23 protein-coding genes are annotated in these 21,625 nt (G+C 64.9%); 9 read left to right on the top strand and 14 right to left on the bottom strand.

The genetic code is table 11. The annotated features are described in order from the left end of the window. Positions 1–62: 62 nt before the first annotated feature. Positions 63–227 carry a YegP family protein gene (locus GRI47_RS12240; protein ID WP_160661659.1) on the bottom strand — a complete coding sequence of 55 codons (165 nt, stop codon included), beginning with the start codon at positions 225–227 and terminating at the stop codon, positions 63–65. A 161-nt stretch (positions 228–388) separates the two neighbouring features. Here GRI47_RS12240 and GRI47_RS12235 point away from each other — a divergent pair, with 161 nt between their 5' ends. Continuing rightward, on the top strand, positions 389–856 hold the full coding sequence (locus GRI47_RS12235) for a MerR family transcriptional regulator (RefSeq protein ID WP_160661658.1): 468 nt from the start codon (positions 389–391) through the stop codon (positions 854–856). Here GRI47_RS12235 and GRI47_RS12230 read toward each other — a convergent pair. Genes GRI47_RS12230 through GRI47_RS12220 form a run of 3 tightly spaced genes read right to left on the bottom strand, consistent with a single transcriptional unit; the run spans position 853 to position 3,565 of the window. After that, positions 853–1,254 (bottom strand): nuclear transport factor 2 family protein, encoded by a 402-nt coding sequence (locus GRI47_RS12230; RefSeq protein ID WP_160661657.1) that lies wholly within the window; start codon positions 1,252–1,254, stop codon positions 853–855. The genes GRI47_RS12235 and GRI47_RS12230 overlap by 4 nt on opposite strands. Continuing rightward, on the bottom strand, positions 1,251–2,822 hold the full coding sequence (locus GRI47_RS12225) for an FMN-binding glutamate synthase family protein (protein WP_202387563.1): 1,572 nt from the start codon (positions 2,820–2,822) through the stop codon (positions 1,251–1,253). Before GRI47_RS12225 ends, GRI47_RS12230 begins: the two co-directional genes overlap by 4 nt. Before the next feature lie 41 nt (positions 2,823–2,863). Further along, entirely contained in the window at positions 2,864–3,565 is a 702-nt protein-coding gene (locus GRI47_RS12220; RefSeq protein WP_160661655.1) for a dienelactone hydrolase family protein, read from the bottom strand. Between the two features lie 116 nt (positions 3,566–3,681). Here GRI47_RS12220 and GRI47_RS12215 point away from each other — a divergent pair, with 116 nt between their 5' ends. From GRI47_RS12215 to GRI47_RS12190, 6 genes are all read left to right on the top strand, one after another. Beyond that, entirely contained in the window at positions 3,682–3,951 is a 270-nt protein-coding gene (locus tag GRI47_RS12215) for a DUF6489 family protein (protein ID WP_160661654.1), read from the top strand. A gap of 31 nt (positions 3,952–3,982) precedes the next feature. After that, positions 3,983–5,260, top strand: a complete 1,278-nt coding sequence (gene mnmE, locus GRI47_RS12210) for a tRNA uridine-5-carboxymethylaminomethyl(34) synthesis GTPase MnmE (protein ID WP_160661653.1) — start codon at positions 3,983–3,985, stop codon at positions 5,258–5,260. Positions 5,261–5,328: 68 nt separating this feature from the next. Continuing rightward, the gene (mnmG, locus tag GRI47_RS12205; RefSeq protein ID WP_160661652.1) at positions 5,329–7,185 is read left to right on the top strand and encodes a tRNA uridine-5-carboxymethylaminomethyl(34) synthesis enzyme MnmG; all 1,857 of its coding nucleotides are present in this window, start codon (positions 5,329–5,331) and stop codon (positions 7,183–7,185) included. After that, positions 7,182–7,811 carry a 16S rRNA (guanine(527)-N(7))-methyltransferase RsmG gene (gene rsmG, locus GRI47_RS12200; RefSeq protein ID WP_160661651.1) on the top strand — a complete coding sequence of 210 codons (630 nt, stop codon included), beginning with the start codon at positions 7,182–7,184 and terminating at the stop codon, positions 7,809–7,811. Before mnmG ends, rsmG begins: the two co-directional genes overlap by 4 nt. Continuing rightward, positions 7,808–8,584: a ParA family protein gene (locus tag GRI47_RS12195; RefSeq protein ID WP_160661650.1), complete on the top strand. Its 777-nt coding sequence runs from the start codon at positions 7,808–7,810 to the stop codon at positions 8,582–8,584. Before rsmG ends, GRI47_RS12195 begins: the two co-directional genes overlap by 4 nt. Continuing rightward, positions 8,581–9,573: a ParB/RepB/Spo0J family partition protein gene (locus GRI47_RS12190; RefSeq protein ID WP_160661649.1), complete on the top strand. Its 993-nt coding sequence runs from the start codon at positions 8,581–8,583 to the stop codon at positions 9,571–9,573. Before GRI47_RS12195 ends, GRI47_RS12190 begins: the two co-directional genes overlap by 4 nt. Before the next feature lie 27 nt (positions 9,574–9,600). Here GRI47_RS12190 and GRI47_RS12185 read toward each other — a convergent pair whose 3' ends face one another. Together GRI47_RS12185 and GRI47_RS12180 are read right to left on the bottom strand one after the other, a co-directional pair. Further along, on the bottom strand, positions 9,601–10,440 hold the full coding sequence (locus tag GRI47_RS12185) for a glycine zipper domain-containing protein (RefSeq protein ID WP_160661648.1): 840 nt from the start codon (positions 10,438–10,440) through the stop codon (positions 9,601–9,603). Positions 10,441–10,579: 139 nt separating this feature from the next. Beyond that, positions 10,580–11,074 (bottom strand): GAF domain-containing protein, encoded by a 495-nt coding sequence (locus GRI47_RS12180; RefSeq protein WP_160661647.1) that lies wholly within the window; start codon positions 11,072–11,074, stop codon positions 10,580–10,582. A gap of 64 nt (positions 11,075–11,138) precedes the next feature. Between GRI47_RS12180 and GRI47_RS12175 the strand changes: the two genes are divergently transcribed. Further along, positions 11,139–12,602 carry a PQQ-dependent sugar dehydrogenase gene (locus GRI47_RS12175; RefSeq protein WP_160661646.1) on the top strand — a complete coding sequence of 488 codons (1,464 nt, stop codon included), beginning with the start codon at positions 11,139–11,141 and terminating at the stop codon, positions 12,600–12,602. A gap of 1 nt (position 12,603) precedes the next feature. Here the strand turns inward: GRI47_RS12175 and GRI47_RS12170 are convergent, their stop codons facing one another. Further along, positions 12,604–14,343 (bottom strand): acyl-CoA dehydrogenase family protein, encoded by a 1,740-nt coding sequence (locus GRI47_RS12170; protein WP_160661645.1) that lies wholly within the window; start codon positions 14,341–14,343, stop codon positions 12,604–12,606. 49 nt (positions 14,344–14,392) lie between these two features. Here GRI47_RS12170 and GRI47_RS12165 point away from each other — a divergent pair, with 49 nt between their 5' ends. Further along, complete coding sequence (locus GRI47_RS12165; protein WP_160661644.1) at positions 14,393–15,361, top strand: L-threonylcarbamoyladenylate synthase; 969 nt, start codon at positions 14,393–14,395, stop codon at positions 15,359–15,361. 115 nt (positions 15,362–15,476) lie between these two features. Here GRI47_RS12165 and GRI47_RS12160 read toward each other — a convergent pair whose 3' ends face one another. The 7 genes from GRI47_RS12160 to GRI47_RS12130 all read right to left on the bottom strand — a co-directional run bounded on the left by GRI47_RS12160 (position 15,477) and on the right by GRI47_RS12130 (position 21,564). After that, positions 15,477–15,815 carry a hypothetical protein gene (locus GRI47_RS12160; protein ID WP_160661643.1) on the bottom strand — a complete coding sequence of 113 codons (339 nt, stop codon included), beginning with the start codon at positions 15,813–15,815 and terminating at the stop codon, positions 15,477–15,479. Positions 15,816–15,864: 49 nt separating this feature from the next. Further along, entirely contained in the window at positions 15,865–16,611 is a 747-nt protein-coding gene (locus tag GRI47_RS12155; protein ID WP_160661642.1) for a head GIN domain-containing protein, read from the bottom strand. 154 nt (positions 16,612–16,765) lie between these two features. Continuing rightward, positions 16,766–17,302 carry a CarD family transcriptional regulator gene (locus GRI47_RS12150; protein WP_160661641.1) on the bottom strand — a complete coding sequence of 179 codons (537 nt, stop codon included), beginning with the start codon at positions 17,300–17,302 and terminating at the stop codon, positions 16,766–16,768. 206 nt (positions 17,303–17,508) lie between these two features. Further along, positions 17,509–18,375 (bottom strand): YihY/virulence factor BrkB family protein, encoded by an 867-nt coding sequence (locus GRI47_RS12145; protein WP_337190693.1) that lies wholly within the window; start codon positions 18,373–18,375, stop codon positions 17,509–17,511. Continuing rightward, on the bottom strand, positions 18,320–18,658 hold the full coding sequence (gene fdxA, locus GRI47_RS12140) for a ferredoxin FdxA (protein ID WP_160661640.1): 339 nt from the start codon (positions 18,656–18,658) through the stop codon (positions 18,320–18,322). The genes GRI47_RS12145 and fdxA overlap by 56 nt, the downstream gene beginning before the upstream one ends. A gap of 59 nt (positions 18,659–18,717) precedes the next feature. Next, complete coding sequence (locus GRI47_RS12135; protein WP_160661866.1) at positions 18,718–19,011, bottom strand: RNA-binding S4 domain-containing protein; 294 nt, start codon at positions 19,009–19,011, stop codon at positions 18,718–18,720. Between the two features lie 21 nt (positions 19,012–19,032). Then, positions 19,033–21,564, bottom strand: a complete 2,532-nt coding sequence (locus GRI47_RS12130; RefSeq protein WP_160661639.1) for a helicase-related protein — start codon at positions 21,562–21,564, stop codon at positions 19,033–19,035. Positions 21,565–21,625: the final 61 nt, after the last annotated feature.

The following is a 21,625-nucleotide window of genomic DNA, read 5'->3' as shown; positions in this document are numbered from 1 at the left end:
GGGTGGCCCTTTCCAGTCAGATCAACCGGATTTGGTTGAACCGCAATTCGTAAGGTGTATCGTTATCGACGGTACACAGGTGTGGAACCATTGGTGCCCTTCACGAGATTGATCGCGTGGTCGCAGTCGCGTTCGTTGACATAGGCTTCGCCCGACGCGATTATCTCGTGATTGGCTGCTTTGAGACGCCAGCGCCAACCGCCGGACTGATATTTCTCAAAATACATCGTTGCCTCCTTCCTAGCGCCGCATTTGGCGATGTCTCTTGCTGCGCTCAATATCTTGTGCCTGCAATAGCGTGAGACCCACCAAAAGTTGATTGATCCCTGAATAAGTGTGGCAACTCTTGCCAATCCGCGCGATTTTAAACATAGTTCTGAGCAGAACTATGAAATCAGAAATTGTGGATGCACGTCGAGCTGCAAAGATTTGTGGTTTCAAGACGGTTGCGATGCTCGATTACCTCGAGCGTTCGGGTGTTTTTGTTCGGAGAAAGGTTAGAGAAAAGCGTAGGGGTAAAGGGCGAGCTTACACTTTTCGCGACTTGCTTGTTCTGAAGGTTTTTGCGCAGCTTCTTCAGAACGGAGCTTCGGTCCAAGCACTGAAGAAAGCGCTGCTGGAATTTCAAGATAAAAAGTGGGATGCTGACCGTGCGAGCTTCTCGCTTGGCGATGAAAAGATTCGCTATCTCACAATCAGCGCGGGTGAACTTTTTTTAACTGATTCAAATAGAAATCTCTTCGATATGACGAAGCAGGGTCAAATGACCTTCGGTTTTATTTTGGATCTTGATCGCCTTCATACCGAGCTATGTTCAGATCTTGATCAACATGAATTCAGTTTCAAATTAACTTAGCCCTTCATCCGCTCCAGCTGCGCGGCCATCATCTCCCAGACCTTATTCACCGCCTTCAGCGGCCTGACCATCACCTTGAAATCGAGGATATGGCCCTCCGCACCGAAGCGGATGATGTCGACGCCGTTGACGTGGATCCCGTCCATCTCGGTTTCGAATTCGAGCATGGCGGTATCGCCGTCCACAATCTCGCGGACATAGCGGAAGGTGTCATTTCCCAGCGTCTGCCCGGCGGCGGCCAGATAGGCTGTGACGATCGGGCGGCCTTTCTGGGGGGTGTGGACCACGGGCGAGTGGAAGACGGCGTCTTCCGCTATCATCGCGCCGAGGACGGCCGCGTCATTGCCCCCATCGACCGCCGCGTGCCAGCGGCGCAATCCTCGTTCGGCCGACATCATGCTTCCTTGAAACTGTCTATCCGCGCTGCGTCCCAATAGCGTTGATAGGGCGTCGAGTCCGGATCGTCGAGCAATTGGCCGGGCGCGAGGAAGGTCTGGATGCGATCCACGCTGTCCGCGCGGGCCGAATCGAGACGTTCCGAGATATGGCGCGGTTCGATCTGCCAGGGATTTTCGAGGCCCATGGCGATGACCATTTCGCGAAAGGATTCGAGCGTACTGCGCTGGAACCGGGCCACCCGCTCGCTCTTGTCGGTCACCACCAGGCCCCGCTGGCGCGTGCTGTCCTGCGTGGCGATTCCGGTGGGGCAGTGGTCGGTATGGCATTTGAGCGACTGGACGCAGCCCAGCGCGAACATGAAGCCGCGCGCCGCATTGCACCAGTCCGCGCCGAGGCCGAGATTGATTGCGATGCCCGCGCCCGAATACACCTTGCCCGATGCGGCGAGCTTGACCTGCGGTTTCAGATTCGTGCCCACCAGCGCGTTACGGACTAGGATCAGCCCTTCGCGCAAAGGCATACCGACGCGGTTGGAGAATTCGACCGGTGCCGCACCCGTGCCGCCCTCCGCTCCGTCCACCACCAGATAGTCGAGCACGATCCCCGTTTCGCGCATCGCCTTGACGAGCGCGAACACTTCGTGCGGCTTGCCGACGCACAGTTTCGCGCCGACGGGCTTGCCACCCGAAAGATCGCGCAGCCGCGCCGCCCATTCCAGCAGTTCCACCGGCGTCGAAAAGGTCGAGTGCGCGGCAGGGCTGACGCAATCCTGCCCAGCCGTGACCCCGCGTGCTTCGGCGATTTCCTCGGTCACCTTCGAGCCGGGAAGGACGCCGCCATGGCCCGGCTTGGCCCCCTGGCTCAGCTTGATCTCGACCATCTTGACCTGGTCGATCTGCGCGGTGTCGGCGAATCTGTCGGGATCGAACGCGCCATCATCCTTGCGGCACCCGAAATACCCGCTGCCGATCTCCCAGACGAGATCGCCGTTATGTTCGCGGTGATAGCGCGACAGGCCACCTTCTCCGGTATCGTGGTAGAAATTGCCCGCAGCCGCGCCCTTGTTCAGCGCCTTGATCGCGTTGGCGGACAGCGATCCGAAGCTCATCGCGGAAATATTCAGAAGAGCGGCGGAATAGGGCCGCTTGCACTGATCGTTGCCGACATCGACGCGCCATTCCTTGGCAATGCCCTCCTTCGGCGCCATCGAATGGGCGAGCCACTCATATTCGTCCGAATAGACGTCCAGCTCGGTGCCGAAGGGATGCGAAGCGAGCTGGCCTTTGCTGCGCGCGTAGACCAGGGCCCGTTCATTGTGGTTGTAGGGGCGCCCGTCGATATCGCTTTCCACGAAATAGGCCTGGGCGAAGGGGCGCAGATCCTCCGCGATCCAGCGGATATGGGCGAGGATCGGGTAGTTGCGCCACAGGGTATGGCTTCGCTGCGTGAAGTCGTAGATCGCCAGCGCCAGCAGCGGCAGGGACAGAGCGAGCCCCCACCGCCATGCGGGCACCGTCAGCGACAGGGCGACCAGCAGGACGACCAGGAGTGTCGGACCAAACCGCATGAACAGTTCGGACGATGGGCGCAGCTTAGCCGGGTTTGTCATCAGGCCTCCAGATGTTCGGCGAAGAATTCGGCGGTACGCTTGTCGGCAAGCTCCGCATTCTCCTCATTGCGACGCTTCCCGAACTCGGTCGCGAAGCCGTGGTCCATCCCCTCGTAATCGTGCAGCGTCACCTTGGGGTCCGGATCAAGTCCCTCATGCATCTTTGTCTGCGTCTCCTTGTCGACAAACCCGTCCTCGGTCGGGATGTGCAGCATCAGCGGATTGGCGATCGCGTCCTTCTCGCGCAGCAATTCATCCACGCCGACCGCGTAATAGCCGACCGTCGCATCCGAATCGGTTCGCGCCGCCGTCATATAGGCGAGCCGCCCTCCGAGGCAGTAACCGACCGCGCCGACCTTCTTCCCCCCACTCTCCTCGCGCGCCCATTTGATCGTTGCCTCGATATCGCGGACGCCCGTGTCCTGGTCAAATTTCTGCATCCAGTCGAGCGCCTGTTGGAATTCGGGCTCGACATCGGGATCGAGTTCGATGCCGCGCTCCATCCGCCAGAACAGGTCGGGCGCGACCGCGAGATACCCGGCTTCGGCGAGCTTGTCGGCCTTGCGGCGAATGCCGGCATTCACGCCGAAGATCTCCTGGATCACCACGATCGCGGCCTTGGGTTCGTCCGCCGGACGGGCGACATAGGCCTTGAATTCGCCGTCGCCGTTCAGGGTGGGGATGTTGGTGGTCGTGCTCATTGGGATGTCCCTCGCTGCTGTGTTTCACGATTGATGGACCGGTTCGACGAGGTGAAACTTGCTTCCCCCGCCTCCCCGACCCAGATAGGTCTCAGAAAGCTAACGGAGGAAGCGCGATGAAGGTCCATGTCGAAATCGATTGTACCCCGGAAGAGGCCCGGAGCTTCATGGGCCTGCCCGACGTGGGCAAGGCCAACGCCGTCTATGTCGACATGATGTCCAAGGCGATGTCGGGTGTCTCGGACACTGAGAAGCTTCAGGAATATGCTCGCCAGCTCGCGCCGATGGGGCAGGCGGGATTCAAGCTGTTCCAGAGCTTCATGGAAGGGGCGCAGGCCACTCGCGGGCCGGTTTTCTCGAAGCCGGGCGGCGATAGCCCCAGCTGAGCTTGAGAACCGCGTCGGCGGGGCGGGAAGGATGAGCGATACGATCTTCGCCGTGTCGAGCGGCACGCCGCCCTGCGCGATCGCGGTGGTGCGGATCAGCGGCCCCGATGCGGGCGATGCTATCGCAAGGCTCGCGGGGGCACTCCCTGAACCGCGGCGGGCGTCTTTGCGGACATTGCGGGACGCGAACGGCGGCTTGCTCGATTCGGCTCTGGTGCTCTGGTTCCCTGGGCCGCGCACGGCGACGGGCGAGGATCTGGCGGAACTGCATTGCCATGGTGGCCGCGCGGTGATCGCGGCGATCCTGGGCGAATTGGCGGGCTTCGAAAATCTGCGCCATGCCGAAGCGGGAGAGTTCACGCGCCGGGCCTTTGCGAATGGTGTGCTCGACCTCGCCGAAGCGGAGGGGCTGGGCGATCTGCTTGCAGCGGAAACCGAATTGCAGCGGCAGGCGGCAACGCGGGCGTTTTCCGGGGCGATCTCGCGGCAGGCCGAGGCATGGCGGGATCGCGTCCTTTCTCTCGGCGCCCAGGTCGAAGCCGTGCTGGATTTTGCGGATGAGGACGATGTCGAGGATTTGCCCGACGCCTTCTTCGCCGAAACGAGCGATCTGGCGGGGCAGATGGCGCAGTGGCTCGAGCGGCCGCCGGTCGAACGCTTGCGCGACGGCGTGCGCGTCGTTCTGGCCGGGCCGCCCAATAGTGGGAAATCGAGCCTTTTCAACGCGCTGGTCCGCGATGCGGCGGCGATCGTCTCTCCCATGGCGGGAACGACGCGCGATGCGATCGAACGTCCGGTCGCGCTCGGCGGCGTACCGCTGGTTCTGGTCGACACCGCCGGACTGCGGGACGACAGCGGGGATGCGATCGAGCGAATCGGGATCGAACGGGCCGGAGCGCAGCTGGAGCGCGCCGACATCGTCCTCTGGCTTGGGCCGGAGGGGGAGGGACCTAAGGGAGCGGTCGAGGTTGCGGCGCGAGCCGACGCCGAGGATTTCGAAGCCAAGCGTTCGGCCTCGCACACGGTATCGGTTGTTACCGGTTCGGGCATGGATGCGCTCGAAGCCGATGTCGTCGAACGCGCGCGGAGCGTTCTGCCCAAACCGGGTGAGGCCGCTCTGAATGCGCGGCAGCGGCGGCTGGTCGGCGAGGCGGTTCAAGCCCTGCAATCGCTCCGGCCCTCTCAGGATTTGCTCACGATGGGCGAGGAATTGCGCATCGCCCGCCGCGCGTTCGATGCGTTGCTGGGCCGCGCCTCGACGGAAGATATGCTCGATGCACTGTTCGGACGGTTCTGCATTGGAAAGTGATGTTTCACGTGGAACACGCGGACAGGAACGGCTTTGACCGCGCGGCTGCTCCCTTCTATTAGCGACTCATGGCGCAATTCGACATCATCGTGATCGGCGGAGGACACGCCGGTGTGGAAGCGGCTGCGGCCGGCGCGCGCATGGGCCTGTGTGTTGCCCTCGTGACCTTCGACCCGGCCACGGTCGGCGCGATGAGCTGTAATCCCGCTATCGGTGGATTGGGGAAGGGCCATCTGGTGCGCGAGGTTGACGCGTTCGATGGCGTGATCGGCCGTGCGGCGGATGCGGGTGCGATTCATTACCGGATGCTCAACCGTTCGAAAGGCAGCGCGGTCTGGGGGCCGCGTGTCCAGGCGGACCGGCGGCTGTTCAAGCGATCCGTCCAGAGCCAGCTGGCACAGCTTTCGACTTTGACGAGCGTCGCGGGCGAAGCTGCGGGCCTGCGGTTTTCGGGTGGGCGGGTTTCAGGCGTCGATCTGGCCGATGGGACGGCGCTCGAAGCACCCAGCGTTATTCTTTGCACCGGCACCTTTCTGGGCGGCGTGCTGTATCGCGGGGAGGTGAGGCAGGAAGGCGGACGCGTCGGGGAAAATGCCGCGCAGCGTCTCGCCGACCAGATGCGAAGTGCCGATCTCCCGATGTCGCGCCTCAAGACCGGCACGCCGCCGCGTCTCGACGGGCGAACGATCGATTGGGCGCGTCTGGAGGAACAGCCTTCGGATGGTGAAGACTGGACCATGTCCTCGCTGACATCGGCGCGGCAAAACCCGCAAGTCTTCTGCGCGATCACGCGGACCAATCGCGAAAGCCACGATATCATCCGCGCCAATCTCGATCGCTCTCCGCTTTTCAGCGGTGCGATCGCGGGGCAGGGGCCGCGCTATTGCCCGTCGATCGAGGACAAGATCCATCGTTTCGGCGATCGGGAGGGGCATCAGGTCTTCCTCGAGCCGGAAGGGTTGGGCACGCATCTCGTCTATCCCAACGGGATCAGCACCTCGCTTCCCGAGGATACCCAGCTCGGGATGCTGCGCAGCATGGAGGGGTTGGAAAAAGTCGATATGGTCGTTCCCGGCTATGCGGTGGAATACGATCATATCGATCCACGTGCCTTGTCGCGCGATTTGCAGGTGCGGGCCATGCCCGGCCTCTATTGTGCGGGGCAGATCAATGGGACGACGGGTTATGAGGAGGCGGCAGCACAGGGCCTCGTCGCGGGTCTGAATGCGGCGGCGCACGTTCTTGATCGCGAACCCCCGGCACTCGATCGCGCCAATTCCTATATCGCCGTGATGGTGGACGATCTCACTCTTCATGGGGTGAGCGAGCCTTATCGTATGCTCACCTCGCGTGCCGAATACCGTCTGCGCCTGCGCGCCGCCAATGCCGACACGCGGCTGACGCCCATGGGTCTCGCTCTTGGGTGCGTTGGACAGGAACGGGCCGCCTGGTTCGAGCGGCGGCAGGAGCGCCTCGAACAGGCACGAAGCGACCTCGATAGGGAGTTGTCTCCGCGCGAACTAGCGGCGGTTGGCGTTGCAGTCGATCCGGTCGGTGCGAAGCGCAGCGTCAGTGACTGGCTCCAGCACCATGCAGTGGAGCCAAATGCCCTGACACCTCTCATGCCAAGCGATTGGGACTGGAGCGATCCGGTGGTCACGGAAGCGACCGAGGACGCGGCCTATGCGCCCTATCTCGCGCGACAGGAGGCCGAGTTGAGAGATTTGCGCGCCAACGACCACGTCGCTCTCCCGGCTGATTTTTCCTATGCGGAGGTTGCCGGACTGTCGAACGAGATGATCGAGCGTCTCACTCGCGCCCAGCCGGAGACGCTTGCGGCAGCTGCCCGCGTCCCGGGCATCACGCCCGCGGCCCTCGCCGCTCTGCTGGTCCGGGCGCGCCGGATTGAAAGCCGCGCGGCATGATCGAAAGCGAAGCCGAGGCGCGCGCTTTCGTCGCGGCGCGATGCGACGATCGGGCGATGAGAAAGTTCGAGCGCCTCATCGTCTTGCTGCGCGAGGAAAATATGCGTCAGAACCTCGTTGCGGCGCGCAGCTTCGACGAAGTCTGGCTGCGTCACATTGCCGATTCGGTCCAATTGCTCGACCACGCCGGGTCCGAACGGTCGGTCTGGCTCGATCTTGGGACCGGAGCAGGCTTCCCCGGCATCGCGTTGGCGATCGCGCGGCCCGACCAGCATTTTCATCTCGTCGAGTCGCGCAAGAGACGGGTCGAATGGCTTGCGAGTGTCAAAGCCGATCTCAAGCTCGAAAACTGCACGATCCACGGCGCCCGTCTGGAGCATGTCGAAAGCTTCGACGCGGATTGCATAACGGCGCGCGCCTTCGCTCCGTTGCCGCGTTTGCTAGACTTATCCGCTCGCTTCTCCACAAAGGAGACGCGCTGGATATTGCCCAAGGGGCGGTCGGCGGCGCAGGAAGTGGGCGCGCTTCCGAAAAAGCGGCGCGCGCTGTTTCACGTGGAACACTCGCAAACCGACGCGCAAGCGGGCATCATCACGGGATCGGGACGAATAGAGGCCAAGCCATGATCACCATTGCCATCGCCAATCAAAAGGGCGGGGTGGGAAAAACCACTACCGCCATCAACATCGCCACCGCGATGGCGGCGACCGGCTGGAAGACGCTGCTGGTCGATCTCGATCCGCAGGGCAACGCATCAACCGGTCTCGGCATTCCCAATAGTGCTCGAACCGTGTCGAGCTATGACCTGCTGCTGCAGGAAGCCACGCTCGATCAGGCGGCGCAGCGGACCGACGTTCCCGGCCTCGACATCGTCCCGGCGACCCAGGATCTCTCCGGTGCGGAGGTCGAACTGGTCGGCGTCGAGGATCGCACAGCCAGGCTCGATCAGGCCATATCGGCGCGCAGCGGCTACGACATCTGCTTCATCGATTGCCCGCCCTCTCTCGGCCTATTGACGCTCAACGCGCTCGGCGCGGCCGATACGTTGCTTGTCCCGCTGCAATGCGAGTTCTTCGCGCTCGAGGGTCTCAGCCAGCTGCTTCAGACTGTCGAGCGCGTGCAGGAGCGGTTCAATCCCGATCTGGGCATTGTCGGCGTCGTCCTCACCATGTTCGACCGCCGTAATCGCCTGACCGATCAGGTCGCCGACGATGTACGCGATTGTCTCGGCAAGCTCGTTTTCGAATCGGTGATCCCGCGCAATGTCCGCCTGTCCGAGGCGCCGAGCCATGGCTTGCCCGCGCTGATCTACGACCACGCTTGCCCGGGAAGCCGCGCCTATATCGCGCTGGCGCGGGAGTTGATCGGCCGATTGCCAGAGGAAAGGAAGGCCGCATGAGCGAGGATTTTGACGACGACAAGCGGCCCGGCTCGACCGTCGCGGAGCGGGTAGCCATCCGCAAGCGCAAGCTCGGTCGTGGCTTGGGCGCGCTGATGGGCGAGACGCGCCGCGAGGAGCCGGTGGCGGCGTCCGCTGGTGGCGCTACATCCTCGTCCCCTTCAGATAGCGATGAGGGCCAAGGCTCATCGCGCGAAGGCCTGCGCTCGATCCCGATTGCGTCCATTTCGCCCCTGCCGAACCAGCCCCGCACCCATTTCGACGAGGATGCGCTGGCCGAACTCGCTGCCTCGATCGCGACACGCGGGGTCATCCAGCCGATCATCGTCACGCCGGAAGGTAACAATCGTTACCGCCTTGTTGCCGGGGAACGGCGCTGGCGCGCGGCGCAGAAGGCGCGGCTCCACGACATTCCCGCCATCGTGCGCGAACTGGATACGCGCGAAATCACCGCCCTCGCGCTGATCGAGAACCTGCAGCGCGAGGATCTGAACGCGGTCGAGGAAGCGCGGGCCTATCATCGCCTGTCCGAACAAGAGGGGATGACTCAGACCGATCTCGCCAAGATGGTCGAGAAGTCGCGCAGCCATGTCGCGAATATCATGCGCCTGCTCGCGCTGCCCGCTCCGGTGCTCGATCTCGTCGAGGGTGGAAAGCTTTCAATGGGTCATGCCCGCGCGCTGATCGGAAACGACGACGCGGTCGCGATCGCCGAGCAGGCGGTCAAGGCGGACTTGTCCGTACGCGAGGTCGAGCGCCTGGCGCGCGGCAACGCTCCGGCAAAGGCTCGGCGGACGAGCGCCCCGTCCAATGGTTCGGCGCCCGCCGATGCGGATCTCGAAGCCGTGCAGCGCCATTTGGAGGAGTTCCTCGGCCTGCAAGTGCGGATCAAGGCCGACGATCCGGGCAAGGGAACGGTGAGCATCCGTTACCGGACGCTCGATCAGCTCGACCTGGTCTGCCAGCGCCTGACGGGCGGAGAAATCTAGGCTGGCCCCTCAACAGGGCGCGCAGGCTCAGTCCGAATAGACGGGCTGCTGCGCGACCTGAATCGTTACGGGCACGAGGAAATACTGCTGCCCCGGCACAGTCGTAGTGGTCGACGCTGCGGTCAGGCTCGCGCGGGCGAGGTAATCGTCAAGATAGGCCGCGCAATAGCCGCCATCGTCTCCATAGCCTGACTGGTAGCGCCGCGCATCGTTGCGATCGTCGATCGCATCGCCGACGACCGATCCGGCGAGTGCACCGGTCCCCGCGCCGATCAAAGTCCCGCCGAGGCGATTGCCACTCCCGGCAACCCGGTTACCGATGAGACCACCTGCCGCTGCTCCGGCGAGCGTTCCGATCAGACGCGCGCGATCGCTGTCTTCATAGGTTCCTACGCGTGCTCGGCATTCCGCCAGCCAGGCCTCACGGTCGAAAGTGACCAGCTGGCCGCCGCCCGGAAGATAGCCCGAGCGCGGCGCGGTCGCGTAAGCGTAAGTGCCCTGATAGACCGGACCGGAATAGGCCGTCGAACGATAGGCTTCATCGGCCCGACGCGCCGGAATCGAGCGCACCGCACCGCGCGGGCCAGCGCTCTCCACGACCGTGCTTTCGACGACCGGGCCCCCGATCGGCTGCACCACCGGATCGTAGGTGAACACCGGCTGCACCCTATCGGGCATCGGAACCACGACCGTCATGGTGGGAGCCGGCGCTTCGACCGTTTCCGTGACCACGGCGTCACCGGGCACGGCATAGAGGTAATCGCCGTCCTCGTAGAAGATCGTCTGCGCTGCCGCGCCGGTGGCGGCGAAGCCCGCTCCCCCGGCGAGGGTGGCGGCCAGGGCAGCGGCGATTGTGCGTATGGTCATGCTGGTCTTCCTTTCGCGAGCGCGAGTCCCCCGCTTTCACGCGGCGATTGCGCGTCGCGATACCATTACGCGGCGATCGGGTCCAAACCGGGAGAGGCGCGCTGTCCCTGTTTGGGGCAATGCGCGCTGGAAATCTGCATCAGATCCGCGCGGCGAGCATCCGCGCCAGCGCCTCGATCCCGTCGCGGTCCTCTTCGTCGAACCGTGCCGCGCGCGGACTGTCGAGATCGATCACCGCGATCACGTCGCCATCACGCAGGACCGGTACGACGAGTTCGGAAGCGGTTTCCGAATCGCAGGCGATATGGCCTGGAAAGGCGTGAACATCGGGGACGAGTTGCGTCTCCCCACTCGCCGCCGCAGCGCCGCACACGCCCTTGCCGCGCGGGATGCGGATGCAGGCGGGGCGCCCGGCGAACGGGCCGAGCACCAGTTCGCCATCCTCGGACTTCGGATCGGTGCGGTAGAATCCCGTCCAGTTCACATCGGGCAGGAATTCCCACAACAGCGCCGCGACATTGGCCATATTGGCGACACCGTCCGTCTCGCCCGCCGTCAGCGCGTCGGCGGCGGAGAGGAGATCGCGATAGAGTTCGGGCTTCGGCGTGCCGTCGGCGGGGCGGAAATCGTACATGGCGGGCAAGCTAGGAAGCGCGCGCCATTGCCGCAAGGCGCCGGGGGGACTAAACCGCCTACCCATGAAAACGCGCACCAAAATCCTCATCGGCCTTCTGGTTGTGGTCCTCGCCATCGCCGTGGCGGTCTTTGTCGTAACGCGGGGCGACACCGCCGATCTCACGGTCGACGAGGTCGCGGGCACCGATCCGACCTTGCAGGAACCCGATGCCGAGACGATCCCCACGGTGAAGATCGCCGAGCCAGTCGGCTGGGCGGCGGACGAGGTGCCAACCGCGGCCGAGGGGTTGACGGTGATGCGTTTCGCCGAGGGGCTGGATCATCCGCGCGTCATCCATACGCTGCCCAATGGCGACGTGCTGGTCACGCTCACCCGCGCTCCGGCGAGCGAGGGCGATGGCGGGTTTTCGATTACCAATTTCATTGCCGGTCTCCTGTTCGAGAAAGCGGGCGCCGCCGGGCCTTCGCCCGACGAGCTGGTGCTGCTGCGCGATGCGGATGGCGATGGGCGGGCCGAACAGCGCGCCACGCTGACCGACGAACTCGCCTCGCCTTCGGGCATCGCGTGGAATGACGGGACGCTCTACGTCGCCAATCACGATGCGGTGCTGGCCTTCCCGTACGAACTCGGCGCGACGAGCCTGGGCGCGCCGCGCAAGCTGATGGATCTGGCGCCGGGCGGCAATCACTGGATGCGCAATATCGCGCTGCATCCCGATGGCGATCGTCTCTATGTCGCGGTCGGCTCGGCTTCGAATATCGGCGAGAAGGGCATGGAGGCCGAAGAAGGCCGTGCCCTGATCTGGGAATATAATCTCAAAACGAACACGCAGCGCGTCTTCGGTGCCGGTCTGCGCAATGCCAACGGTCTCGATTTCAATCCCTGGTCGGGCGAATTGTGGACCACGGTGAACGAGCGCGACATGCTCGGATCGGACCTCGTGCCCGACTACCTCACCAATGTTCCCGTGGGTGCGCAATATGGCTGGCCGTGGGTATACTGGCGCAACAAGATCGACGAGCGGGTGGACGCGCCGATGCCCGCCTATCTCACCGAATATGCCCGTCGCCCCGAATATGCGATGGGGCCGCACGTTGCGGCCCTGGGTCTCGCTTTCACGAAGGAAGGCGCGCGCATGGGCCCGCAATTCGGCTCCGGCGCCTTCGTCGCGCGGCACGGGTCGTGGAACCGCAAGCCCGCCGCAGGCTATGACGTGGTCTATGTCGCCTTCGACGAGCGCGGCAATCCGCAGGGCAAGCCCGTTCCGGTCCTCACCGATTTCCTTACCGGCGAGGGGACCACGCGCGGCCGTCCGACCTGGGTCGGCTGGGCGCAGGATGGTGCTCTCTTGGTGAGCGACGATACCGCCGGGATCATCTGGCGCGTCATGGCCCCCAATGCGCAGCCCGCAGGCGCGATCGAGCGTCAGACGGCCCGTTCGCTCCCTCCGCAGCGCGAATTGACCGGCGATCTGCGCGCGACCTTCGGCGAGGACGATTTTGCGCGCGAGGAACCCGCGCAGTAAGTCAGGCCAGCAGCGCGCTGCTTTCCAGCGAATAGAGCAGCTCCGCGCCCGCGATCGCGCTGGCCTTCAGGCCCGCCGCTTCGGGCACGATGCGTTCGAGGAAGAACCGCACCGTCACGGGCTTGGTGGTGGCCAGCGCAGGCGAAGCGCCCTCTGCCACGGCATCGCGCTGCTTCACCAGCTGCCACCCGGCGACGAGGACGGCCATCATGGTGCAGAAAGGGACGCTGCCCGCCAGTTTATCGTCGAGCGAGGCGTCCTCGCGCATCCAACGCGCGACGCCCGCGCAATCGCCCGCGAGCGCGAACAGGGTCGGTTCCTCGGCACAATCGCGCGCGATCTCTTCGAGGAAGCCGATCAGTGCCTCGCCGCCCTCGAGGCCAAGCTTGCGCGTGACGAGATCGGCGGCCTGTATCCCGTTGGTGCCTTCATAGATCGGGGCGATCCGGGAATCGCGCCAATGCTGGGCCGCGCCGGTTTCCTCGACATAGCCCATGCCGCCATGGACCTGAATGCCGAGGCTGGCGACTTCGGTGCCTGCGTCGGTGCCCCATGCCTTGATCAGCGGCACGCAGATCTCGCCGTGCGCCTTGGCCGCCTCGTCGCCCAGAGTGCCGCGATCGGTCTGTCCGGCGGTGTAATAGAGCAGGGCGCGCATCCCTTCGGTCAGCGCCTTCATGCGCAGGATCATGCGGCGCACATCGGGATGTTCGAGAATGGCGACGGGCTGCTTGTCGCCCGATCCCGCGCGAGCGGACTGGATGCGTTCGGCGGCGTAATCGGTCGCCTGCTGCGTCGCGCGCTCGCCGATCTGGACGCCCTGATTGCCGACATTGATGCGCGCATTGTTCATCATCGTGAACATCGCCGCGAGCCCGCGATTCTCCGCGCCGACCAGTTCGCCCACGCATTCGCCATTGTCGCCATAGCTCATGACGCAGGTGGGCGAGGCGTTGATGCCGAGCTTGTGCTCGATGCTGACGCAACGCAGATCGTTGCGGGCCCCAAGCGAACCATCGGGTTTCACGTGGAACTTCGGCACGACGAACAGCGATATCCCGCGGCTGCCCTCGGGCGCGTTCGGTGTGCGCGCGAGGACGAGGTGGATGATATTCTCCGCCAACTCGTGCTCGCCCCAGGTGATGTAGATCTTCTGGCCCTTGATCGACCATTTGCCGGCGTGTTCGCCGTCCTCGATCGGGTGGGCGGTCGTGCGCAGCGCGCCGACATCGGAACCCGCCTGCGGTTCGGTCAGGTTCATCGTGCCCGACCATGCGCCGCTGACCAGTTGCGGGAGATACTTCTCCTGCAACTCGCGCGAACCGTGATGCTCCAGCGCCTCGATCGCGCCGACGCTGAGCATGGGGAGGAGGTTGAACGCCATATTGGCGGTGCCGAGATTTTCGAGCACATTGCAGGCGAGCGTGAAAGGCAGGCCCTGGCCACCGAACTCGCCGGGCGAGGCGATCGCGTTCCAGCCCTGCTCGACATAATGCTTGTAGGCTTCCGCGAACCCGTCGGGCAGGCGCACAACTCCGTTTTCTAGCTTCGCGCCCTCCAGGTCGCCCGTGCGGTTGAGCGGCGCCCATTCCCCTGCGGCGAACTGGCCGACGCCTTCGACGATCGCTTCGACCATGTCGGGTTCGGCCGCGGCGAAGCGTTCGCTCTGGGCCAGCTCCTCGATTCCGGCATTCACGCGGATGGCGAGCAACTGGTCCTGGGTGGCGGGAGAATAGGTCACGGGGGAAAGTCCTCTTGGCTTGTCGCGAGCACAGATATAGCGCCAACGCATGAGCGGCAAATACGCTACGGAAACGATCCTCGCCGACCGACACGGAATCGCGCGCGCGGCTGAGGTGCTGCGCGAAGGCGGTCTGGTGGCGGTGCCGACCGAGACGGTCTACGGCCTCGCCGCGCGCGCCGACAGCGATGAGGCGGTGGCGCGCATCTACGAAGCGAAGGGGCGACCGAGCTTCAATCCGCTGATCGTGCATGTGCGCAATGGGGCACAGGCGCGCGACTATGCCGAACTGCCGCACAATGCGGGCATCATCGCCGATCATTATTGGCCCGCGCCGCTGACTTTGGTCGTGCCTCGCAAGCCTGACGCGAGGCTGGCCGCGGCAGTGACGGCGGGCCTGGACACGGTCGCGCTGCGCAGTCCGAACCATCCCGTAATGCAGGCCCTGCTAGCCGAATGTGCGTTTCCGCTGGCCGCGCCCTCCGCCAATCGCAGCGGTTTCGTCAGCCCGACCAGCGCCGCGCATGTCGCCGCCACGCTGGATGGGCGGATCGACCTGATCCTCGACGATGGGCGCCCATGCAAAGAGGGACTTGAATCGACGATCCTCGCCATCCGGGCGGATGGGCGTTGGGAGGAATTGCGGCCCGGCCCGGTCGATCTCGACCGATTGCACCGGTATTACCGGGACAGCGCGCTACCGATCGGCGAAGCGAAGGGCGGGATCGAAGCGCCCGGCCAGCTCGCCAGCCATTATGCGCCGGGAAAACCGATGCGGCTGAACATTTCTTCGGGCGAAGTCGCGCCAGACGACTTCGTGATCGGATTCGGCGCGATCTCCGGCGATTCCACCCTGTCCGCGCGCGGCGATCTGAGCGAGGCCGCAGCGCGCCTCTATGCCTGCCTCCACGAAGGCGCGCGCTCTGAAAAACCGCGCATCGCGGTCGCGCCAGTGCCGGAAGAGGGAATCGGTATCGCGATCAACGACCGGCTGCGCCGGGCGGCGACGCCTACCTGAGAGCCATTCAACTCGTCATTGCGAGCGCAGCGAAGCAATCCAGGGCGGACCGTGCCGCCCCTGGATTGCCGCGCGGCTTCGCCGCTCGCAATGACGATGGTACGGTGTTGCGCGTTCAGTCTTCCGGTTCGGCCGGGAGCGAGCGGATGAGCAATTGCATCTCCGCATAGATGTCGCGCGCTTCGGCGCAGGCGCGGCGATCGCCGTCTTGGCAATCCTCCATCCGGTCTTCATAACGGCGTTCCAGCTTGCCCAGGCGCTCTTCGCGCTGCCGCAATTCGCGCCCGCGCTTCTCGTCACGCTCGGACTGGCTGGTCGTCGCAAGGTCGACGCCCTTGCTCACGGCCTTCACCGGCGCCGTCGCGACGTCGACCAGAGTGCCGACACAGCCCGACAGAGCGATGGACAGGATCAGCAGCGACGATGCTGCGCGGACGGAAGCGGGACGGGGCATGGCAGGGACCTTTCCGACCGACCTCTACACCGATCCCGTGAAAGCGCCATTAATCGCTGCGCACCGTGCGGCAGCGCACGCTGCCCGAGCCCATCTTGCTGACCGAACATTCCGCATCGCCGGTAACGGTTACGTCGCCCGATCCCATAATGCTGGCATCGACCTTGCCATCGGAATGGAATTCCGCGCTGCCCGATCCGACGACCGAGACGTCCGCGCTGCCTGCGCGCAATTGCGCCATCCGCCCCGATCCCGACCCGGCAATCGTCAGGTCCAGCCGGTCGGCCGTGCCGGCGCCTTCGAAACCGCCCGATCCCGCGATCGTCAAATCGAGTTTCTGCGCCGCGATTTCGCCCGCGCGTACCAGGCCCGACCCGGCAATGGTCGCCTCGACATCGCCGGTCAGCCGCTGCGCATCGACCGTGCCCGATCCGGCCAGGACGATGGCGGCGAGGCTCGGCGTGGTGACGCGGACATCCGCCTTGCCGATCTTGCTCCCGGCATTGCGTTCGCGGGCGATCGCCAGCGACCCATCCTCGAGCGAGAAGCGCAGCGCATCCACCGCCCGCTGATCGCCCGACACCGCGATATCGAACGCGCCGCCCTCGACCACCGTGACATTGTCCGGCCCTGCCAGCACGAGTTCGGTCGGCGCCGCGCCGCTGCGGTCGAGTTCGGCGAGCGGGACGCCCTCGCTATCCCCGAACCGGACATTGCCGTTGCAGCCCGCAGTCGCCACCGCTCCGAGAGCCAGAACCGCCACGGGCGCCACGCGCCGGATGAGAGTGTGCAGCATGTAATATCCCCTTCTGTTCGTCCGCTATGCGTGTTGTCGACATAATACAGCAAGCGACGGTCCGCAAGCGCGGGTCATGCGAAAGGGGCCGCTTCCGGTGTCGGAAACGGCCCCTTCGTCGAGCTAGATCGGATGTTCGCCGAAGCGTGCGGCGTTACGCCTCTTCGGGATTGTCGTAATATTGCGGCGCGTGTTCGCGCAGCACGTCGAGGATCTTTTCCAGCGCGGCCGGCTCGTCGGTCTTTTCCATGGCGGCCAGTTCGCGTGCCAGGCGGCTGGAGGCCGCTTCGAAGATCTGGCGTTCCGAATAGCTCTGTTCGGGCTGGTCGTCGGGCCGGAACAGGTCGCGCGTGACTTCCGCGATCAGGACGATTTCGCCCGAATTGATCTTGGCTTCGTATTCCTGCGCGCGGCGGCTCCACATGGTGCGCTTGACCTTGGGCTTGCCCTTCAGGGTCTCCATCGCTTCCTTCAGGGTCTTGTCGCTAGACAGCTTGCGCATACCGATCGATTCGACCTTGTTGACCGGAACGCGCAGCGTCATGCGCTCTTTCTCGAAGCGGAGAACGTAGAGATCGAGCTGCATTCCGGCGATCTCTTCGCTCTGCAATTCGATCACACGGCCCACGCCGTGCTTGGGATAGACAACGTAATCGCCAACATCGAAGGCATCATCGGCCTTGCTCGCCATGCGCAAATCCTTTCGTCCCGGGCAGGGTTTGGAGGGACAGCATTGCGAAAGGTCCGTACCGCGGGCATACATGCCGCGGGCGAAGACCGGATCGGAATGCTTGAGGGGGTACCTGCCCTTTCAATCGAGTGCACCCGTCCGGCGGCAAACCGGCGGGGTTGTTGCATTATATAGCACGTCCTCGCCTTTATTGCGAGTCCGTGTAATCAAGTGTCGGAACGGGACGCTTTCGCACGCACCGCAGCGTATTCTGCAGCAAGCAGCAGGAAATAGCCGGTGAGGTAGAACCAGGTCAGCAGGATCACCACCGCGCCGAGCGAGCCGTAGGTCGCCCCGTAGCTGCCGAAATTGGCGGCATAGATGCCGAAACCGATCGTCGCGACCAGCCATAGGACCGAAAACAGCGCGGCGGCGGGCTTGATAGCCGACCAGGGGAGGGGGTGGCCACAGGGCGCATAGCGCAGCAGCATCGCGCTGCCGCCCATACCGGCCAAGAAGACGACCAGCGGGCTGACAAAGCCTGACACGCGGGCGGGCAGGAATCCCAGCGCCGCGATCGCACCCGCCGTCACCGCCAGCCCGACCACTGCGCCCGCCGTCAGAGCGAGGGCGACGATATTGGCGCGCAGGAAGCCGCGCCGGTCTTCGACGTTCAGCGCGATGGCGAGGCCCGTCATCAGCGATTTCGCCCCGTTGCGCGCGCTGAACAGCGAAAGCACGAGGGCCAGAAGGAGGCTCAGGATCTTGCCGCCGTCATTGCCCTCGGTCATCCGCTGCAATTGATCTCCGATCAGCTGGGCGGCGGATTGGGGCAATGTCTGGGCGAGCGCGGCAATGTGCTTGGCCACGGTCGCCGGATCGGCGAAGATCCCGTAGGCCAGCACCACCGTCGCCAGCAGCGGCACGAGCGCCAGTAGCGCGTAGAAGGCGATCCCCGCGGCGACGATGCCGATCTCGTCGTCACCGCCCGCCGCGAAGGCAGCCTTTCCATCCTGTATGAAACGCTGAAGGATCGGCTCAGTCGCCTTCGCCCGGTTCGGGGCTGAAATAGGTTTCGAACTTGTCCTCTTCACCCTTGTGCTCGTCGGCGTCCTCGGGCGGGTCCTTCTTCTGCGTGATATTGGGCCATTCGGCGCTGAACTTGGTGTTCAGCTCCAGCCACTTTTCGAGGTTGTCCTCGGTATCGGGAAGGATCGCTTCGGCCGGGCATTCCGGTTCGCACACGCCGCAATCGATGCATTCGCTGGGATTGATGACGAGCATGTTCTCGCCTTCGTAGAAGCAGTCGACCGGACAGACCTCGACGCAGTCGGTGTATTTGCATTTGATACAGGCGTCGGTGACGACGTAGGTCATGGGAATGCCATCCTTCAAAGGTGTCTGAGGTCCGGCCTATGGGGATTTGGGCTTGCCGGTCAAGAGGTGCGGTTACCGGCATCCTCGCAAGCGGCATCTCCGGCAGGGTTCAAGAGACGATAACAGGCCTGCGCCTCGCGCGGCGATCCGCGCCGGTCCGGCAGGCTGAGGATTTCGATCAACGCGACCCGGCTGCCGAGCGGCACGGTCAGCACGTCGCCCGGTTCGACCGGCTGGCTGACACGAGCGACGCGGGTTCCGTTGCGGCGCAGATGGCCGCTTTCGACGAGGGCCGTGGCACGGCTGCGAGTGCGCACGAAGCGCAGATGGCAGAGCAGCCGGTCGATCCGCATCCCGCTCAAACGAGGCGGTTCCTAGCGCACCAGATCGGCGAGCGCGGCAAAGGCACTCCCCTCGCGGGGGCGGACCGGCTCGCTGCGCTGCTGCTTGCGGCGCGCTCCAACTGGCCTGGGCCGCCATTCCCAGCGATCGGGGCGCGGGGGACCGAACGCGCCTTCCTTGAGCGCCCGCGCGCGCTGGACGCGGAAGCCGGCCTGGCCGAGCAGGCGGACGGCGTTGTCTTCCTCGAGGCCGATCGAGATCGGCAGCGCGAGGTCGAGCACGAATTTCCTGCGCCGGTCCTGCTGCTTGCCGCTCCCTTGCGCCTTGACGCGCGTTTCGTGCGCGGCGCGGAATATCTTTTCGGCGAGGTCGATGCGGATCGCCTGGCTCCCTGCATGGCGATAGCCCGAGGGGAGTTTCTTGCGGTCGGCAACCACCGGCAGCATCGCCTCTTCGAGCGGGCGGCGATCCGTCCCGATCGCGCTCAGCAGGCGGCGCGGCGCGGGCTTGAGCAGCGCAGGCGCAAAGATGTCGAGCGCGCCGAAAGTGACGCCAATCCGCCGCAGGAACGGGCGCATTTCCTTCGGCAGATGCTCGATCCCCGCCTGTTCGCGGGTGACGAAGCCATGCCCCGCGAGGAGATTCAGCAGCAACGCGCGCGCCTGCGATCCGGCCTCGGGGTCGCTCGCCGCGCGGTGCAGTTTCTCGAGCGGATCGAGCGGGGCGAGGACAGTGTCGAGCCACGATTCGAGCGCGGCGAGCAGCGCCTTGCGCGGATTTTCGGGCAGCGCCGCGACCTCGCGGGAAGGCACCAGCAAAGGCCGCGCCTGCCCTTCCTTGGCTTCGAGCTGCGCCAGCACCTGCCCGTTCCACCGGATCGCACCCTTGGCCAGCTCGACTTGGTCCGCGACGCCCTTGGCGACCATCGCCTCGACCTGCTGGCCGAGCAGGCGGGGCAGCGCCTTTTCCGCCGCCGCGAGCAGCATCCGCCGATCCTCGTGCCGCGCGCTCGGATCGACGGTGAAGCGCAGCCCTTCGACGCGGCCGAGATGCTCGCCGTCGACGCTCACCGCGCCATCCTCCGCAATCGCGATCGGCAGCGCCGATGCGTCCTGTCCCAAAGATTTCATCAGGATCGTCGTCCTCCGATTGACGAAGCGTTCGGTCAGCCGCCCGTGCAGGGCGTCCGACAATTTGGCCTCCACCGCATGGGCGCGGGCCGCCATCTCGTCGCGCGCCAGCACCCAGTCGGGCCGCTGGCAGATATAGGCCCAGGTGCGAATCGCCGCGATCCGCCCTTGCAGCGTATCGATATCGCCCGCCATGTTGTCGAGTTCGGATATCCGCGCCGCCGCATAATCCGCGCCGAGATAGCCCTGCTGCAAGTCCTGCCACAGCCGCGCGACGAAGCGGGCGTGCACGTCCGGCCCCCGCGCGCGGAAATCGGGGAGCGAGCACGCCTCCCAGAACCGCCGTACCTGTCCCGGCCCGCGGATCGCGGCGGCGAAGGGCTCTTCCGCCAGCCGCTTCAGGGTCGCGAGGTCGATCGCTTCGGGCGCGGCGCGCAGCATGGCGTGTTGCGGCGGGCTTTCGAGATCGCCGATCAGCGTGGCAATGCTGTCGAAGCGCGGTTCCGCCTCGCGCCAGTAGAGATGCGTCAGCGGCGCGAAGCGATGCTCCTCGATCGCGTAGATCTCGTCCTCGGTGAATTCGGGCGCGGGTGCGTTCCGCCCGCCTTGTCCTGCCAGCGTACCGAACGTCCCGTCGCGCTGGTGGCGACCGGCGCGCCCCGCGATCTGCGCCATTTCCGCCGGGAACAGGCGCCGCATCCTGACCCCATCGAATTTGGTGAGGCCGGCAAAAGCAACGTGGTTGACGTCGAGATTGAGGCCCATGCCGATCGCGTCGGTGGCGACGATGTAATCGACCTCGCCGTTCTGGAACAATTCGACTTGGCGATTACGCGTCTCCGGGCTCAGCGCGCCCATCACCACCGCCGCCCCGCCGCGAAAGCGTCGCAGCATTTCGGCAACGGCATAGACCTGCTCGGCGCTGAAGGCGACGACCGCGCTTCTGGGCGGAAGGCGCGAGAGCTTGCGCGGGCCGATATGCGACAATGTCGAAAAACGCGGCCGCTCGCTGACCTCGACCTTGGGGATCAGCGCCTTGACCACCGGCTCCAGCGTCGCCGCGCCCAGCAGCATCGTCTCCTGCCGCCCGCGCAGGTTCAACAGCCGGTCGGTGAAGACATGGCCGCGCTCGCGGTCGGCGCCCAATTGCGCCTCGTCCAGTGCGACGAAACTGACGTCGAGACTGCGCGGCATGGCTTCGACCGTGCAGCACAGATAGCGGGCGTTTTTGGGCTCGATCCGTTGTTCGCCGGTGATGAGCGCCACCTGGTCGTCGCCCTTGATGGCGCGCACCCGGTCATAGACCTCGCGCGCCAGCAAGCGCAGCGGAAAGCCGATCGCTCCGCTCGAATGGCCGCACATCCGCTCGATCGCGAGATGGGTCTTGCCCGTATTGGTCGGCCCCAGAACCGCCTTGATCGCCTGATCGCTCACCGGTCCTAGATGGCAGCGGGGCGGGCGGGGCACAACCGCCTGTCGCGAAAGCCAATCGCTT

This window comes from Qipengyuania pelagi (assembly GCF_009827295.1).
GTDB lineage: Bacteria > Pseudomonadota > Alphaproteobacteria > Sphingomonadales > Sphingomonadaceae > Qipengyuania > Qipengyuania pelagi.
Note: the sequence above shows the minus strand (reverse complement) of the source record. Positions and strands in the feature narration are given on the sequence as shown.